15 protein-coding genes are annotated in these 15,968 nt (G+C 67.1%); 5 read left to right on the top strand and 10 right to left on the bottom strand.

The genetic code is table 11. The annotated features are described in order from the left end of the window. The first annotated feature begins 18 nt into the window (after positions 1-18). On the top strand, positions 19-1,641 hold the full coding sequence (fadD12, locus tag H7I41_RS14390) for an acyl-CoA ligase FadD12 (RefSeq protein ID WP_264013274.1): 1,623 nt from the start codon (positions 19-21) through the stop codon (positions 1,639-1,641). Here fadD12 and H7I41_RS14385 read toward each other — a convergent pair. The 3 genes from H7I41_RS14385 to H7I41_RS14375 all read right to left on the bottom strand — a co-directional run bounded on the left by H7I41_RS14385 (position 1,638) and on the right by H7I41_RS14375 (position 5,032). Continuing rightward, positions 1,638-3,095 carry a WS/DGAT/MGAT family O-acyltransferase gene (locus H7I41_RS14385; protein ID WP_264013273.1) on the bottom strand — a complete coding sequence of 486 codons (1,458 nt, stop codon included), beginning with the start codon at positions 3,093-3,095 and terminating at the stop codon, positions 1,638-1,640. The two genes, fadD12 and H7I41_RS14385, sit on opposite strands and share 4 nt — an antisense overlap. Before the next feature lie 168 nt (positions 3,096-3,263). Beyond that, positions 3,264-4,100 carry a mycofactocin-coupled SDR family oxidoreductase gene (locus H7I41_RS14380; protein WP_264013272.1) on the bottom strand — a complete coding sequence of 279 codons (837 nt, stop codon included), beginning with the start codon at positions 4,098-4,100 and terminating at the stop codon, positions 3,264-3,266. Between the two features lie 278 nt (positions 4,101-4,378). Next, positions 4,379-5,032: a TetR/AcrR family transcriptional regulator gene (locus tag H7I41_RS14375; RefSeq protein ID WP_264013271.1), complete on the bottom strand. Its 654-nt coding sequence runs from the start codon at positions 5,030-5,032 to the stop codon at positions 4,379-4,381. Positions 5,033-5,221: 189 nt separating this feature from the next. Between H7I41_RS14375 and H7I41_RS14370 the strand changes: the two genes are divergently transcribed. Continuing rightward, positions 5,222-6,409 carry an acyl-CoA dehydrogenase family protein gene (locus H7I41_RS14370; protein ID WP_264013270.1) on the top strand — a complete coding sequence of 396 codons (1,188 nt, stop codon included), beginning with the start codon at positions 5,222-5,224 and terminating at the stop codon, positions 6,407-6,409. Between the two features lie 27 nt (positions 6,410-6,436). Then, complete coding sequence (locus tag H7I41_RS14365; RefSeq protein ID WP_264013269.1) at positions 6,437-7,219, top strand: enoyl-CoA hydratase; 783 nt, start codon at positions 6,437-6,439, stop codon at positions 7,217-7,219. A gap of 7 nt (positions 7,220-7,226) precedes the next feature. Here the strand turns inward: H7I41_RS14365 and H7I41_RS14360 are convergent, their stop codons facing one another. The 7 genes from H7I41_RS14360 to H7I41_RS14330 are packed head-to-tail and all read right to left on the bottom strand — an operon-like array spanning position 7,227 to position 13,031. Continuing rightward, a complete protein-coding gene (locus tag H7I41_RS14360) occupies positions 7,227-8,039 on the bottom strand; it encodes an acyl-CoA dehydrogenase family protein (RefSeq protein ID WP_264013268.1) in 813 nt (270 codons plus the stop codon). A 2-nt stretch (positions 8,040-8,041) separates the two neighbouring features. Beyond that, the gene (locus H7I41_RS14355; protein ID WP_264013267.1) at positions 8,042-9,172 is read right to left on the bottom strand and encodes an acyl-CoA dehydrogenase family protein; all 1,131 of its coding nucleotides are present in this window, start codon (positions 9,170-9,172) and stop codon (positions 8,042-8,044) included. Continuing rightward, on the bottom strand, positions 9,169-9,609 hold the full coding sequence (locus H7I41_RS14350; RefSeq protein ID WP_264013266.1) for a nuclear transport factor 2 family protein: 441 nt from the start codon (positions 9,607-9,609) through the stop codon (positions 9,169-9,171). The genes H7I41_RS14355 and H7I41_RS14350 overlap by 4 nt, the downstream gene beginning before the upstream one ends. Then, complete coding sequence (locus H7I41_RS14345; RefSeq protein WP_264013265.1) at positions 9,593-10,813, bottom strand: metal-dependent hydrolase family protein; 1,221 nt, start codon at positions 10,811-10,813, stop codon at positions 9,593-9,595. Before H7I41_RS14345 ends, H7I41_RS14350 begins: the two co-directional genes overlap by 17 nt. 2 nt (positions 10,814-10,815) lie before the next feature. After that, the gene (locus tag H7I41_RS14340; RefSeq protein WP_264013264.1) at positions 10,816-11,145 is read right to left on the bottom strand and encodes a hypothetical protein; all 330 of its coding nucleotides are present in this window, start codon (positions 11,143-11,145) and stop codon (positions 10,816-10,818) included. Next, on the bottom strand, positions 11,138-12,490 hold the full coding sequence (locus H7I41_RS14335; RefSeq protein WP_264013263.1) for an aromatic ring-hydroxylating oxygenase subunit alpha: 1,353 nt from the start codon (positions 12,488-12,490) through the stop codon (positions 11,138-11,140). The genes H7I41_RS14340 and H7I41_RS14335 overlap by 8 nt, the downstream gene beginning before the upstream one ends. 7 nt (positions 12,491-12,497) lie before the next feature. Then, positions 12,498-13,031 carry a carboxymuconolactone decarboxylase family protein gene (locus H7I41_RS14330; RefSeq protein WP_264013262.1) on the bottom strand — a complete coding sequence of 178 codons (534 nt, stop codon included), beginning with the start codon at positions 13,029-13,031 and terminating at the stop codon, positions 12,498-12,500. Between the two features lie 258 nt (positions 13,032-13,289). Here H7I41_RS14330 and H7I41_RS14325 point away from each other — a divergent pair, with 258 nt between their 5' ends. Beyond that, positions 13,290-14,585 carry an amidohydrolase family protein gene (locus tag H7I41_RS14325; RefSeq protein WP_264013261.1) on the top strand — a complete coding sequence of 432 codons (1,296 nt, stop codon included), beginning with the start codon at positions 13,290-13,292 and terminating at the stop codon, positions 14,583-14,585. Between the two features lie 81 nt (positions 14,586-14,666). Then, entirely contained in the window at positions 14,667-15,833 is a 1,167-nt protein-coding gene (locus H7I41_RS14320; protein ID WP_264013260.1) for an acyl-CoA dehydrogenase family protein, read from the top strand. Positions 15,834-15,968: the final 135 nt, after the last annotated feature.

Below are 15,968 nucleotides of genomic sequence, written 5' to 3'. Positions count from 1 at the left end.
ATCGGATAGGAAGGAACGATGGCCGACATCCTCGGATTCGTGCAGACCCTCTGGCGTGCCCGGCTGATCGCACCGATGCGGCCCGACCGCTACGTGCGGATGGCGTTGGCGGGTCGACGGGTCGGACTGACCGCGACCATGGGCGTGGCCGCCGCTGCCGAGCGCTGCCCCGACCGGGCCGGGTTGATCGACGAGATCGGCACGCTGACCTGGCGGGAACTCGACGACCGGTGCGATGCACTCGCGGTCGCCCTGCAGCGGCTGCCGGGTGGCACCCCGAAATCCGTTGCCATCATGTGTCGCAACCACCGCGGATTCGTCGAGGCACTGGTGGCCACCAACCGCATCGGCGCCGACATCCTGCTACTGAACACCTCCTTCGCCGGTCCGGCGCTGGCCGACGTCGTCGAGCGCGAAGGCGCCGACGTGGTGATCTACGACGAGGAGTTCACGGCGGTGGTGGACACCGCACTCGCCGCCCTGCCGGACGCCGTGCGGATCCTCGGCTGGACCGACGCGCCGGCCGGCGACGGCATCCGCTCCGTCGAGGGCCTCGTCGAGGAGAACGCCGGGAAGCGGCCCGAGCCGGCAACCAGCAAGAGCCGGATGATCCTGTTGACGTCCGGCACCACCGGCGCCCCGAAGGGAGCGCGGCGCGCCGAGGGTGGCGGCGGCGCGGGGGACCTGAAGGCGATCCTGGACCGCACACCGTGGCGTGCCGAGGAGACCACGGTCGTCGCCGCACCGATGTTCCACGCCTGGGGGTTCTCGCAGCTGCTCTTCTCCGCGCTGATGGCGTGCACCATCGTCACCCGGCGGAAGTTCGACCCAGAGGCCACGCTCGCCCTGATCGACGAGCACCGAGCGACCGGGCTGATCGTGGTGCCGGTGATGTTCGACCGGATCATGGACCTGCCCGACGAGGTGCGGAACCGCTACAGCGGCAAGACACTACGGTTCGCGGCCGCGTCGGGTTCGCGGATGCACCCCGACGTGGTGATCCGGTTCATGGACCAGTTCGGTGACGTCATCTACAACAACTACAACGCCACCGAGGCAGGCATGATCGCCACCGCCACCCCGGCCGACCTCCGTGCCGCACCCGACACCGCCGGAAAACCGGCTCCGGGCACCGAGATCCGCATCCTCGACGCCGAGTTCCGCCCGCTTCCCGCCGGTGAGACCGGTGGGATCTACGTGCGCAGCGGAACCCTGTTCGACGGCTACACCTCGGGGGCCACCAAGGACTTCCACGAGGACTTCATGGCCTCCGGCGATCTCGGCTATCTCGACGACGAGGGCAGGCTGTTCGTCGTCGGTCGCGACGACGAGATGATCGTCTCGGGCGGCGAGAACGTGTACCCGATCGAGGTGGAGAAGGCGCTGATCAAGCACCCCGACGTGGCCGAGGCCGCGGTGATCGGGGTGGACGACGCCGAGTACGGCCAGCGCCTTGCGGCGTTCGTGGTGCTCTCGGGCGATGCCGACCGCGGCGCCACCACACCGGACACCCTCAAACAGCACGTCCGCGAGAACCTGGCGAACTACAAGGTGCCGCGCGAGATCGCCGTGCTCGACGAGTTACCGCGGGGCAGCACCGGCAAGGTGCTGCGCAACGATCTGCGCGCGCACCTCGACTAGCCGGCCGCCGGAGCCGGCTTCATCGCGGTGGTGACCTCGGTGAGTCCGGGCAGCCCTGCGGCGCGCCGGATCTCGGCCAGTTCGTGCACCATCGCGTCGGTGGCCTCGTGCACGTCGTCGAATGTCCGGTCGTCGGACAGCACCGAGATGTCGACCTGGTCGACATAGCTCCACACGGTCATGTTGAACGCGCTGGCGGGTGACAGCACGCCGACGGAGTAGATCTCGGTCACCGGGGCGCCGCCGATGTGGCCGCGTTCTCGGGGTCCCGGCACGTTCGACACGGCGACGTTCATGATGCGGTTGTGCGCGGCGCGCTGGGACTGCCACCGGAAGGCGCCCGGTGCGACCGCGGTGGGCAGGAATTCCATCATCCTGCCCTGCAGGCCCGGGCCGAGCAGCTCGTTGAACTCCTTGGCGCTGCGGGCCGCCTGCGACGTGAGCCGGACCCGTTCCAGCGGATCGTCGACGTGCACCGGCAGCGACACCGCCAGACCGCTGATCTCGTTGCCGGTGACCCGGTCGGCGGAGCGGTTGGTGCTCACCGGTACCGAGGCCAGGATCGGCCGGTCGGCACGACCGTCGTAGCGCAGCAACAGTTCCCGCAGACCACCGGCGGCCATCGCCAGCACGATGTCGTTGAAGGTGACCCCGAGGTGCTTCGCGGTCTCCTTCACCTCCGTCAGCGCCACCGAGGCGGTCGCGAAGGTCCGCACCGGTGACACCACGTGGTTGAGGAATGTCGGCGGGGTGTCGAACATCTTCGCCATCCCTGCGTCGTCGTGCTTCTCGCGCGAACGCCGCCGCACCCGGGCGATGCCGCGGGCCGCGTCGCGCACCAGGCTCGGAATCTCCGAGATCTGGTGCATGTGGTCGCGGGCGGCCTCCCGCACCAGCTCGGTCGTCGTCGGCAGCTCGCAGGTGGCGTACTCGTCCTGCTCCGTGCGCGGCGTGCCCGCGAGGTCCATCAGGCGAGCCAGCAGATTCGCCGAGGCGACCCCGTCGGCCAGGGTGTGGTGCACCTTGCCGATCAGGGCGTACCGGTCGTCGGCCATGTCCTCGGCGAAGTAGAACTCCCACAGCGGACGACTGCGGTCGAGTGGGGTGCCGGCGATCTCGCCGATCACCCGGTCGAGTTCGCGCCGCCCGCCGGGCGCCGGGACCCGCACCCTGCGCACGTGGTAGTCGAGGTCGACCGGGCAGTTCTCCAGCCACATCGGATGGTGCAGGCGGAACGGGATGTCGATCAGCCGGTAGCGCAGCGGGTCGAGCATGTACAGCCGGCGGGCGATGGTGCGGCGGAACACATCGAACGAGAATTCCGCATTGCCGTCGTCGGCCGGGTCGGGCACGTACTCGGCGGCGTTGATGATCGCCACCTTCATGGTGTGGGTGTGCAGGTTCGGGGTCTCGCTGTACAGCAGCATGGCGTCCATGCCGTTGAGCCGCTTCACGCCCCACCTCGTTTCTGCCCCACGGATCGCCCAGCGCTCCTGCAGTGGGGTTCCCCGCGGCCCCAGGAAACCATGCAACCATCCCGGCGCCGACGGCCGGAGGGTTTAGGCCGAAGTGCCGAATGCCCGGGCGCGGACGGTGTCCGCACCCGGGGCATTCGTGACGAGCTACTTGAGGCAGCTGCCGCCGTCGACCGGCAGCGTGACGCCGGTGATGTAGCGGGCCTCGTCGGAGGCCAGGAACAGCACCGCGTTGGCGATGTCCTCGGGCTCGACCCATCCGATGGGCAGCGTGTGCATGAACTCGCCGACCACCTTCATGTCGTCGGGGCCCGGGTTCTCCAGGTCGGGGCGGAACAGCTTCATCGTGCCCTCGTTCATGAACAGCGGCGTGTTCACGTTAGTCGGGTGCACCGAGTTGACGCGGATGTTCTTGGCGCCCAGTTCGACCGCGAAGGTGCGCATCAGGCCGACGACGCCGTGCTTGGCGGCGACGTAGTGACCGGTGTGCGGGTAGGCCTTCAGGCCGCCGACCGAGCTGGTGAGGATGATCGACCCGCCGCGCTCGCCCGCGAGGATGTGCGGGACACCGGCCTTGACCGTCTTCCACACGCCGCCGAGGTTGACGTCGATCATGTCCGTCCAGTCACCCTCGCTGGTCTTGTCCAGCGTCTCGCCGCCGTTGCCGATGCCGGCGTTGGCCACGATGATGTCGAGCCGACCGAACTCCTCGACGCCGGCGTCGACGGCCGCCTTCAGCGTGTCGTAGTCACGCGTGTCCGCCTCGGCCGTGTAGATGCGGGCGCCCGCGTTCTTGACCAGATCCGCGGTCTCGGCCAGATCCTCGGGCGTGGACAGCGGGATCCGGACACTGTCGATCTGCTTGCAGATGTCGACGGCGATGATGTCCGCGCCCTCCTGGGCGAGTCGCACCGCATGCGCGCGACCCTGCCCGCGTGCGGCACCGGTGATGAAGGCGACCTTGCCCTCTACGCGTCCGGTCATTGATTCCTCGATTCTTCACAGGGGACTTCGTGGTGTGTATGTGGCGCCGACGGTCGAACACGTCCGCGGTGTCTGATGTCGGCAGTGGCATGTTGGGCGATTGCACAGCACTTCTCATCGGGCACTCTGTCACCGGTGTCCAATTGTGTCAATGAGGCGCTCATTCCGCGCGATTTATACTCTCCGCTTACGAGAATCCCATTCTCGGCAACGGTTGGCGACCACGGGCGTGTCCGCGATGTGAATGCCCTCTCGGCAGCCGAGAACTCGGTTCTCCGCTAGCTGGCGGCGAACCCGTGGGAGCAGAAGTCCCACACCTCTTCGGCACCGATGGGGTGGATGGTGGCATCATCGTTTCCGCCACTGGACTGGGCGACGAACATGACGGTCTGCATCGTCATCGCCGCCATCCGCTTGGGGTTGATCCCCTCCCGCAGCCGGCCCGCCTCACTGGCGTCTTCCATCAGCTCGGTGAGCAGCGCGAGCAAGGGCGCGTGCGCGATCTTGACCTCGGCCGGGTGGGACACCAGCAACCGGGGTGCGAAGTCGGTGAACAGCGGCCGCTTGGCGGTGGGATCGGGTCGCGACGACTCGAACAGCAGCTGAATGGCCACCTTCAGGCGCTCGATCGGGTCGGAGTGGCTGGCCGTCGCGGCGCGGATCTGCTCGGCCGACCGGCTCAACGCGTCTTCGAAGAGCGCCAGCAGCAGCTCGTGTTTGCCGTCGAACTGCAGATAGAAACTGCGCAGCGACTGCCGTGAACGGTCGACGACCTCTTGGACGGTGAAGTCGGTACTGCCCTTTTCGATGATGATCGCCTGGGCCGCATCCAGGAAGCGCTGGACCCGCTGTGCGGCGCGCAGCTTGGCGGTCTTGATGGACCGCTCGACCGCGCGCTGCTTCCAGGCCGGCTCTTCGCTGGGGGTGCTCACCGGCTGCTCAGACGCTTGCCGACTGGGGAGAACATGGATGAACTGTACCGGAGAACGCCTTGGCATTGTGGTCCTGGACCCCCTCGCGACCGACGTGCCTGAGATTGTAACTTTCTCACGATGAGAATAGTATTCTCATTCTGAAGATTAGAGAAGGCTTTCCACGTTTGCGAGCGCCCCGGGAGTGCCGTGCAGCTGTCATTTGACGCCGATGTCGAGGCTTTCCGGGCGGAATTCGCCGCCTTTCTGGACGAACACCTCCCACCGCACGCCGACGCGGTCGAGCGGCCCCGGTCCACCGCGCACATCCCCGATTGGGCGCGGAGGTGGCAGCGCAAGCTGTTCGACCACGGCTGGTTGCTGCCCGGACACTCACCGGAGTTCGGCGGCCGCAACGCCACCCTGCTGCAGCAGTACGTCCATCAGCTCGAGCTGTCCCGGCGGCGGATCTACCTGAGTTTCAACCCGCAGGGCGTCGGCATCATCGCGGCATCGCTGATCTCGTTCGGGACGCCCGAGCAACAGCAGCAGTGGGCGGTGCCGATCCTCAAGGCGGAGAAGACCGCTGCGCTCGGCATGAGCGAGCCGGGCGCGGGCTCCGACCTCGCATCGCTGCGCACCCGGGCGGTACGGGAGGGCAGCGGCGACGACGCGGTGTACGTCGTCAACGGACAGAAGGTGTGGACGTCGGGCGCCCACGACGCCGACATGGTGCTCACGTTCGTCCGCACCGACCCGGACGCGACGAAGCACCGGGGGATCAGCGTGCTGATGATCCCGACCGACCTGCCCGGTGTGGTCTGCAGGCCGTTCGCATCCGTGTGCGACCGTGACGACCTCGACTTCAACGAGGTCTTCTTCAACGACGTCCGGGTGCCCGCCGCCAACTTGATCGGACCGGAGAACGACGGCTGGCGGGTGGCCAACGGTTCGCTCGGCCACGAGCGGAACATGCTGTGGCTGAGCTACGCCGACCGCTTGACCGACCTCGTCGACGACTTCCGGCCGAGCACCACACTCGACCGCGACCGATACGCGACGCTGGCGATGGACACCGAGGCGCTGCGCCTGTTGGGCTCCATCGCACTCGCCCGCGCCGCGCGCGGCGACGAGGACCCGGCCGCGCTGTCGGTGCTCAAGTTGCTCGGATCGGAAGCCAACCAGTCGGCGACCGAGTACGCGCTGGCCGCCGCGGGCGCCGACGGCCTGGCGCATCCGACCACCATCGGCCCGTACACGCCGCTGAACATCGAGGGCCACTCGTGCGGGTGGTTCGAGCGGTACACCCGAAGCTTCGCCGGCACCATCGCCGGCGGCACCTCCGAGATCCAGCGCAACATCATCGCCCAGCGGGCGCTCGGCCTGCCCCGGACCTGATCGACCACCAGAACAGAGGACGCCACCGTGTACATCGACTACGACGTCGCCGACAAGATCGCCACCATCACGCTCAACCGGCCGGAGGCGGCCAACGCCCAGAACCCGGAACTGCTCGACGAACTCGACGCCGCATGGACGAAGGCCGCCGAGGACCCCGAGGTCGTGGTGATCGTGTTGCGCGCGAACGGGAAACACTTCTCCGCCGGTCACGACCTGCGCGGTGGCGGCCCGGTGCCCGACAAGATCACGCTGGAGTTCCTGATCCAGCACGAGCACAAGCGCTACCTGGAGTACACCCTCAAGTGGCGCAACACGACCAAGCCGTCGATCGCCGCCGTCCAGGGCCGCTGCATCTCCGGGGGGCTGATGCTGTGCTGGCCGTGCGACCTGATCGTGGCCGCCGACGACGCACTGTTCTCCGACCCGGTGGCGCTGATGGGAATCGGCGGCGTCGAATACCACGGCCACACCTGGGAACTCGGCCCGCGCAAGGCCAAGGAGATCCTGTTCACCGGCCGGCCGCTGACCGCCGAGGAGGCCGAGAAGACCGGCATGGTCAACCGGGTGGTGCCGCGGGCGGACCTCGACACGGAGACCAGGGCGCTGGCCGAGCAGATCGCCACGATGCCGCCCTTCGCGCTGCGTCAGGCCAAGCGCGCGGTCAATCAGACCCTCGACGTGCAGGGCTTCTACGCCGCCATCCAGTCGGTGTTCGACATCCACCAGACCGGCCACGGCAATGCGCTGAGTGTCAGCGGGTGGCCGGTGCTGGTGAACCTCGACGACATGAAGTCGAACGTGAAGTAGCGCAGGACTAGAGCTGCGCGAGCCGCGGCGCCGAGCCGCGGGCCCGCAGTCCCGCGCCGGCCTTGCGCGTGAGTTCCTTCGAGTTGCCGAGCAGGCCGTCGAGCACCAGCGCGCGCTTCACGTGGTGGTGCAGATCGTGCTCCTCGGTGAAGCCGATACCGGCGAGCACCTGCTGGCAGTGCCGGGCCGCGGTCAGCGCGGCCCGCCCTGCTGCGGCCTTGGCCAGCATCGCGGTCAGGTCGGGACTCTCATTGCCGTGCAGGCCCAGTGTCGCCTCGGCGCCCTCGATGGCCACCAGCGTCTCGGCCAGCCGGTGCCGCACGGCCTGGAAGCCCGCGATCGGCCGACCGAACTGCTTCCGGTCCAGCGCATGTTGCCGGGCCAACGCGAGCATCGCCCGCGCCGTGCCGCACAGCCACCAGCCGACCGCCTTACGGGCCTCGCCCAGCCGCATCGTCTCGCCGTCGGGGATCACGCGCAGCGGCAGCCCGCCAAGCGTCTCGTTGGCGCTCGCCTCGCCGCGCTCCCAGATCACCCATGCGCCGCCGGCGTAGGGCAGCGGCGGGGTGCCGCCGGGAAGGCCGCCGATGGTCTCCAGCAGCACATCGTTGAGGATCGATGCGTGCGAACCGGTTTCACCCAGCAGCCGGAACACCAGTGGGATCGCCACGTCGGGCAGGTCGGCGAGCATCTCCGCCCAGCCCAGTTCGGCCAGCGCGGCGTCGAGGTCGGCGCCGGAGCGCGACAACATCGACTTGCGCAGTCCGTCCTCGAGCAGGCCGAGGTCGATGTCCGTCTCTGTGTCGGATGGCGGGGTCATCGTCATTCCTTCCCCAGGTCGAGCAGGCGGCGGGCGATGATGTTGCGCTGAACCTCAGCGGTGCCGCCGTAGATGGTGGCCGCACGCGAGTACAGGTACTCGGTGCGCCACTCGGTGTCCTCGAGTTCGATGACGCCGGGCAGCAATTCGCGCGCGGTGTCGTAGAGCCGTTGTTCGGCGCCGGCCAGCAGCACCTTGTCGATCGAGGTCTCCGGGCCGAGCTTGTCGCCGTCGGCGAGCCGGTACTGGGTGGCACGTGACCGGCAACGCAGGGTGTGCAGGGCCAGGTACGCCTCGCCCAGATCGGAGTCGGTGACCTGGCCGAGGTTCTTGACCTCGTTGATCAGCGCGTCGAATCGCGAGTACAGGTAGGCGATCCGCTGCCAGAAGCACGTCGACCGTTCGTAGGGCAGCAGGTCCATCGCCAGCCGCCAGCCGTCACCGGGCTTGCCCAGCATCCGGTTCGCATCGATCGCGACGTCGTCGAAGTACACCTCGCAGAACTCGTCGACACCGTGCATGGTCCGCAACGGCCGGACGGTGATGCCGGGGGTGTCGAGGTCGACGAAGAAGGCGGTGATCGCCTCGTGGTTGGGCGTGTCCGCGTCACCGGTACGGGTGAGCAGCACGCACCGGTGTGAGTACTGGGCGAAGCTGGTCCACACCTTCTGGCCGTTGACGATGTAGCGGTCGGACTCCGGATCGAGCGCCGCGCGGGTGGTCAGCGACGCCAGGTCACTGCCCGAGCCGGGCTCGGAGAACCCCTGGCACCACTGCTCTTCGCCGCTGAGCAGTTTCGGCACCATCTCGGCGGCCAGTTCGGCGGGGGCGTAGTCGATCATCGTCGGCGCCAGCACCTCGAGCATGGAGTAGGGCCCCGGCTCGGCCAGCCGCCGGCCCACCACCTCCTCGCCGACGATGGCGCGCAGCATCGCCGGACCGCCGAGTCCGCCGGCGTGCTCGGGCCAGCCGTAGCGGCTCCAGCCCGCGTCGTAGAGCGCGTGCTGGACCCGCGCGAACTGACGGACATGTCCCTGCAGGGAGTGGTCGCCGGACGGCGCCAGGTCGGGGTTGTCGTCCAGCCAGGTCCGCAGGGCGGTGCGGAACGTCGCCGGCTCGAACAGATCCGTCACGCGCTCGGCCTGCCGATCGCATGCGGCCGGCCGTGGTCGTGGTCGCCGTTGCGTCGGATGAAGGTCATGGCACGCGTCTTGATCCGCCAGCCGCCGTCGGTGCGGACGTAGGTGTCGTTGTAGTAGCCGATGCGCATGTCGTGCTTGGAATGCTCGATGAAGCACAGCGGCTGGGTGCCGCTCGCGGTGTCCGCACCGTCGACGAGGTCGACCAGGGCGGTACCAGTCATGAAGAGCCCCTTGGGGGCCGCATCGACGAGGACGGGGAACCGGTCGAGTGTGTACGTGTCACCGAACGCGCTGTAGGTGCCGTCCGGCGTGAACACGCTGACCAGCCCGTCGATGTCGCCCTGGGTGATGGTGACGGCGTACTTGGCCAGTACCTGTTGGATCTCGACAAGATCGGATATCCGCTTGCCGTCAGTTGGCGCTGTCATTCTTGAAGACCTTACCGCCCTTCATTACGAAGTTGACATGTCGTGTAACGGTGATGTCGGCGATCGGGTCACCCGGCACCGCGATGATGTCGGCCAGATAGCCTTCGGCGATCCGGCCGAGCCTCGTCGAGTTGATCAGTTCGGCGGCCACCACCGTCGCGGCCTTGAGCACCGCCGCGGGCGGCATCCCCCAGTCGACGAGGGTGACCAGTTCGTCGGCGTTGCGGCCGTGCGGGATCGCCGGTGCGTCGGTGCCGACGGCGATCTTCACACCGGCCTCGTAGGCCGCCTTGATCGACGTCCGCGCCTTCGGGAACATCTCTGCGGCCTTGTCCTGCAACTCCTTCGGAGCGCGTGAGACGTCCATCGCCTCGGCCAGACGCCGGGTGGTGACCAGGAACCGGTCGTTGTCGACCAGCATCTGGATCGCCTCGTCGTCCATCAGGAAGCCGTGCTCGATGCAGTCGATGCCGCACGCCACCGCGTGCTTCACCGCCTCGGCGCCGTGCGTGTGGGCCGCGACCCGCAACCCGCGCCGGTGCGCCTCGTCGACGATGGCCCGCAGCTCCTCGTCCGAATAGTGCTGTGCGCCGGCCTCTCCCGTCAACGACATGACGCCGCCCGAGACGCAGACCTTGATCAGCTGTGCGCCGTGCTTGATCTGGTAGCGGACCGCCTTGCGGATCTCGTCGACGCCGTTGGCGATGCCCTCCTCGACGGTGAGCTCGAGGGCGCCGGGCATGAACGCGGCGAACATCGTCGGGTCCAGGTGCCCGCCGGTGGGGGTGATGGCGTGCCCGGCCGGGATGACCCTCGGACCGTCGATCCACCCCGCGTCGATGGCCTTGCTCAGCGCGACATCCAGAAGATAGCCACCGGTCTTCACGAACAGCCCGAGGTTACGCACCGTGGTGAAGCCCGCGCGCAGGGTACGGCGGGCGTTGCCCACGGAGCGCAACACGCGCGTCGCGGGATCGTCCTGCACCTGGGACAAGCCCGGGTTCTCGCCCCGGCCCCCCATGAGCAGGTTGACCTCCATGTCCATCAGGCCCGGCAACAGGATCGAGTCGCCGAGATCGATGATCTCGCCTTCGGGATCGCCCCCGACTCCGACGATCGTGTCGTCCTCGATCCTGACGATCCCCGGCCGGATGACCTCACCGGTGTCGACGTCGACCAGACCCGCCGCTCTGAGGGTCAGCACGACTAGACCACCGGCTCCTTGATGAGCTTGATGTAGGCCGCGCCGCTGTCGAGCACGCGCGGCTGCTTCCACACCTCGATCGGGAAACTCACCATGACGATCGACTGACCAAGGTGCACCAGCGCTTTGGCGTCCTCGGGCATCCCCGCGAGCGGGAAGCGGGCGTCGACGTAGACCATGATGTCCTCGAGGCGGGCCATGCCCGCGTCGTACAGCTCCTGCATCTCGGCCATCGTCGAGTTCAGCCGCTTCGCGTACCGCTCCTCCTCGGTGGGCAGGCACCAGTCGGCGAACCGCTCGAGATCGGCGAACTCCTCGGGCAACTTAGACATTCACTGAATCCTTCGCTGAGTCTTCCGACGTGGTGGCGGCATGCTTCCCGTTCGGGGAACCGTTGCCCTTCGCCAGCGACTCCTTGTACCTGTCAACGTACTGGTGAGCCGTCATGTGCAGGTGCCGAAGCAGGATCTCCTGGTCGCACAGGGGGAAGTCCGTCACCACCCGGGTGCCGATCTGCGTCTGGGTGGCCTCGAGGGTGTTGGCGTCCTGGAATGCGTACTCCTTGAACGTCACCGCGGCCAGTTCCTGGGAGAGCCGCTCGCGGAGGTTCTTCGGCGGCACGAAGTAGAGGTCGGCCTCGAAGATGTGCTTGTCCACCGCGGTGGGCCAGTAGTTGTAGGTGAGATACCAGCCCGGCGCCCAGAACAGCAGGGTGAAGTTCGGGAAGAACTCGAACGAGTCGGTGCCCCAGGACTTGTGCCGTCCGGGGTTGATGGCCGGTGGCAGCTCCTCGGGCAGGATGCCCTTGATGTCGGGACGATCCCACGGCCCGAACAGACCACTGTGCAGGATCCGCTCGATCGGCTTGACCATGCTGAGATCCTTCGGCGGCGACATGCCGCCCCACGACGACACCATCGAGTGGTCACCCTTGATGTCGTAGGCCAGCGCCTCGAAGCCGAACTTGGCCAGCTTCTCGGCCTCCTCCTTCTCCGCCTGCTTCATGTGCAGGATCGGCGCGTGGTAGAACTCGGTGAACGCGTCGATGAACAGCTTCCAGTTCGCGTTGATCTCCGAGCGGTAGCTGTAGTGCTCGGTCATCTCGTGGAACGGGTAACCCTCGAGCCCTTCGGCGAACTCGCCGAGGTACTCCCGCAGCGGCGCGGCGTCGTCGTCGTAGTTGACGAAGATGAAGCCCTCCCACACCTCGCAGCGGACCGGCACCAGGCCGTAGTCGGACTTGTCCAGGTCGAAGAACTCGCCCTCCTGCTGCACGAAGGTGAGGTCGCCGTTGAGCGCGTAGCGCCAGGCGTGGTACTTGCAGGTGAACTGCCTGCAGACGCCGGACACCTCTTCGCCGGGGAAGTCGCTCCACACCAGCTTGTTTCCGCGGTGCCGGCACAGGTTGTGGAAGGCGCGGACGACCTCCTCTTTGTCCTTGACGATGATCACCGAGGTACCGGGGCCCACCGACGGCAGCTCACGGGTGAAGTAGCTGCCCTTCTTCGGCAACTGCTCGACGCGACCGATCTTGAGCCAGGTCTTCTTGAAGATGGCCTGCTGCTCGAGCAGCCAGTGCTCCGGATCGATCGAGTCCTCGTAGTTGACCGGGGCGGTGCCGAGTTCGGGCCAGTTCTCGGTCCAGCTGCCTGCGGCCGGTTTCTGGAAGAACGCCATCAGTGTGTTACCTCTCCTGCTTGTCGAGCTGGACGCCGAATGTGTTGAAGGCCATGGCCAGCATGTTGTAGGTGCCGACGGTGAAGATCAGATCCATGCGCTGCCGCTCGTCGAGACGCTCACCGAGGGCGGTCCAGGTCTCGTCGGTCAGTCCGTTGTTGTCGTCGAGCTCGTCGACCGCGGCGAGCACGAGCCGCTCGAAGTCGTCGGCGGCTTCACCGCGACGCACCGACTCGATCTCGTCGTCGGTGACGCCGAGCATCTTGGCCATCGACGTGTGGTGCGCCCACTCGTACGGGGATTCGCGCCGGTGCGCCACCCGCAGGATCGCGAGTTCGCGCAGCCGCGGGTCCAGCGTGGAGCTGAACAGCAGGTGCAGGTTCAGCGGCATGAACGCCTTGGTCAGCGCGGGGTGGTGGACCATGGTCGACATCGCGTTGCCTGCCCCATCGGGGTTCTGGCGTGCGCGCGGGAGGAAGCCGCGCAGCGATCCGACGACCTCGTCGTCCCATTGTTCTGCCGGCAACGGGGCCAGGCGCACGGTCTCTCCCTTCGTATGCGACCAGCGAGCGACTCTCACTTAGGAGAATCCGGTTCTCATTTCTGACTAAGAGGTTTCCATCTTTCGCCCCGATGGTCAATAGCAGACGTGTGACCAGCGGCGCAGCCGCCGGTGAAACCTGTGGTCGATCATGGTCTACGTTGATTCTCGCCGGGCGAGAAGCTAGTTTTCTCAGTAGGAGAACACAGTCGGGCAACACGTCACCGGCCCGCGCGGCCGGTATCGGAAGGAACCGCGATGAACTACGACGACATGATCCTGATCAGCGTGGACGATCACATCATCGAGCCGCCGGACATGTTCAAGAACCATCTGCCCGCGAAGTACCGGGACGAGGCGCCGCGACTGGTGCACAACCCGGACGGCTCGGACACCTGGCAGTTCCGCGACACGGTGATCCCGAACGTCGCGCTCAACGCGGTCGCGGGCCGGCCCAAAGAGGAGTACGGCCTGGAACCCCAGGGCCTCGACGAGATCCGCAAGGGCTGCTGGGACCCGAACGAGCGGGTGAAGGACATGAATGCCGGCGGCGTGCTGGCCACCATGAACTTCCCGTCGTTCCCCGGCTTCGCGGCGCGGCTGTTCGCCACCGAGGATGCGGAGTTCTCGCTGGCGCTGGTGCAGGCCTACAACGACTGGCACATCGACGAGTGGTGCGGGTCCAACCCGGGCCGGTTCATCCCGATGGCGATCCCGGCGATCTGGGACCCGCAGCTGTGCGCCGACGAGGTGCGCCGGGTGTCGAAGAAGGGCGTGCACTCGCTGACGTTCACCGAGAACCCCTCGACTCTGGGTTATCCCTCCTTCCACGACCTCGAGCACTGGAAGCCGTTGTGGGAGGCGCTGGTCGAGACCGAGACCATCATGAACGTCCACATCGGTTCGTCGGGAAAGCTGGCGATCACCGCGCCGGACGCGCCGATGGACGTGATGATCACGCTGCAGCCGATGAACATCGTGCAGGCCGCGGCGGATCTGTTGTGGTCCAAGCCGATCAAGGAGTATCCGGACCTGAGGATCGCGCTGAGCGAGGGTGGCACCGGGTGGATCCCGTACTTCCTGGACCGGGTGGACCGCACCTATGACATGCACTCGACGTGGACCCATCAGGACTTCGGCGGCAAGCTGCCCTCGGAGGTGTTCCGCGAGCACTTCCTGACGTGTTTCATCTCCGACCCGGTCGGGGTGAAGAACCGCCACGAGATCGGCATCGACAACATCTGCTGGGAGATGGACTACCCGCACAGCGACTCGATGTGGCCCGGTGCGCCCGAAGAGCTCGGCAAGGTGTTCGACAAATACGACGTGCCCGACGACGAGATCAACAAGATCACCCACGAGAACGCCATGCGCTGGTACCACTTCGAACCCTTCAAGCACGTCCCGAAGGAGCAGGCGACGGTCGGGGCGCTGCGCAAGGCCGCCGAGGGCCACGACGTGTCGATCCAGGCGCTGTCGAAGAAGGAGAAGACGGGCGCCAACTTCGCCGACTTCGCGGCCAATGCGAAGGCCGTCAGCGGCGCCAGGGACTGAGAGCACCGGCGCGGCTCCACGATCCGGCGACGCCGGGCAGAGATTTCGATGACGAGGACGGAGATTGCAGTGTCGGGCGGAATGAGCTTCGAGCTCACCGAGGACCAGGAACTGATCCGCAAGTCGGTGCGGGAACTGGCCTCGAAGTTCGATGACACCTACTGGATGGAGAAGGACCTCGCGCACGAGTTCCCGCGCGAGTTCTACGACGCCATCGCCAGTGGCGGCTGGCTGGGGATGACCATCCCCGAGCAGTACGGCGGGCACGGCCTCGGCATCACCGAGGCGACCATCCTGGCCGAGGAGGTGGCCCGGTCCGGTGGTGCGATGAACGCCGCCAGCGCGATTCACCTGTCGATCTTCGGCATGCAGCCGGTGGTGGTGTTCGGCTCCGAGGAGATGAAGGCGGCCACGCTGCCCCGGATCGTCGACGGGTCGCTGCACGTCTGCTTCGGCGTCACCGAACCGGGTGCGGGACTGGACACGTCGCGCATCACCACGTTCGCCAAGCGAGACGGCGACCACTACATCGTCAACGGCCGCAAGGTGTGGATCTCCAAGGCGCTCGAGTCGGAGAAGATCCTGCTGCTCGCTCGCACCACGCCCTACGACGACGTCACGAAGAAGACCGACGGCCTGTCGCTGTTCCTCACCGACCTCGACCGCGACCACGTCGACATCCGGCCGATCAAGAAGATGGGCCGCAACGCCGTCAGCTCCAACGAGTTGTTCATCGACGACCTGCGCGTGCCGGTCGAGGACCGAATCGGCGACGAGGGCAAGGGCTTCCAGTACATCCTGCACGGGCTCAACCCGGAGCGGATGCTGATCGCCGCCGAGGCGCTCGGCATCGGGCGCGTCGCGCTGGACCGCGCGGTGCGCTACGCCAACGACCGGGTGGTGTTCGGCCGGCAGATCGGCATGAACCAAGGGATCCAGTTCCCGCTGGCCGATTCGCTGGCCCGCCTCGACGCGGCGGAGTTGATCCTGCGCAAGTCGACCTGGCTCTACGACAACGGCAAGCCGTGCGGCCGCGAGGCCAACATGGCCAAGTACCTCTGCGCCGACGCGGGATTCGACGCCGCCGACCGCGCCCTGCAGACACACGGCGGTATGGGGTATTCGGAGGAGTACAACATCTCGCGTTACTTCCGCGAGTCGCGGCTGATGAAGATCGCCCCGGTGAGCCAGGAGATGATCCTGAACTTCCTGGGGGCGAATGTGCTCGGCCTGCCCAAGAGTTACTGATGGGCGGCTACTTCGATCTGACCGGCCGCGCGGCGCTGGTCACCGGCGCCGCTGGCGGCATCGGCTCGGCGGTGGCGACCGCGCTGGCCGAGGCGGGCGCGGCGGTGCTGGTCACCGACCTCGACAAGGATGCCG

This window comes from [Mycobacterium] manitobense, assembly GCF_025821665.1.
GTDB lineage: Bacteria > Actinomycetota > Actinomycetes > Mycobacteriales > Mycobacteriaceae > Mycobacterium > Mycobacterium arseniciresistens.
The sequence above is the reverse complement of the archived record's forward strand: the minus strand, read 5'-3'. Positions and strand labels throughout refer to the sequence as shown.

Excerpts from the sequence above, each read along its gene's own strand:
- H7I41_RS14325 (WP_264013261.1), top strand. The coding sequence starts at position 13,290 with ATGAACTACGACGACATGATCCTGATCAGCGTGGACGATCACATCATC.
- H7I41_RS14380 (WP_264013272.1), bottom strand. The coding sequence starts at position 4,100 with ATGACCGGACGCGTAGAGGGCAAGGTCGCCTTCATCACCGGTGCCGCA.
- fadD12 (WP_264013274.1), top strand. The coding sequence starts at position 19 with ATGGCCGACATCCTCGGATTCGTGCAGACCCTCTGGCGTGCCCGGCTG.
- H7I41_RS14335 (WP_264013263.1), bottom strand. The coding sequence starts at position 12,490 with ATGGCGTTCTTCCAGAAACCGGCCGCAGGCAGCTGGACCGAGAACTGG.
- H7I41_RS14340 (WP_264013264.1), bottom strand. The coding sequence starts at position 11,145 with ATGTCTAAGTTGCCCGAGGAGTTCGCCGATCTCGAGCGGTTCGCCGAC.
- H7I41_RS14320 (WP_264013260.1), top strand. The coding sequence starts at position 14,667 with ATGAGCTTCGAGCTCACCGAGGACCAGGAACTGATCCGCAAGTCGGTG.
- H7I41_RS14360 (WP_264013268.1), bottom strand. The coding sequence starts at position 8,039 with ATGACCCCGCCATCCGACACAGAGACGGACATCGACCTCGGCCTGCTC.
- H7I41_RS14350 (WP_264013266.1), bottom strand. The coding sequence starts at position 9,609 with ATGACAGCGCCAACTGACGGCAAGCGGATATCCGATCTTGTCGAGATC.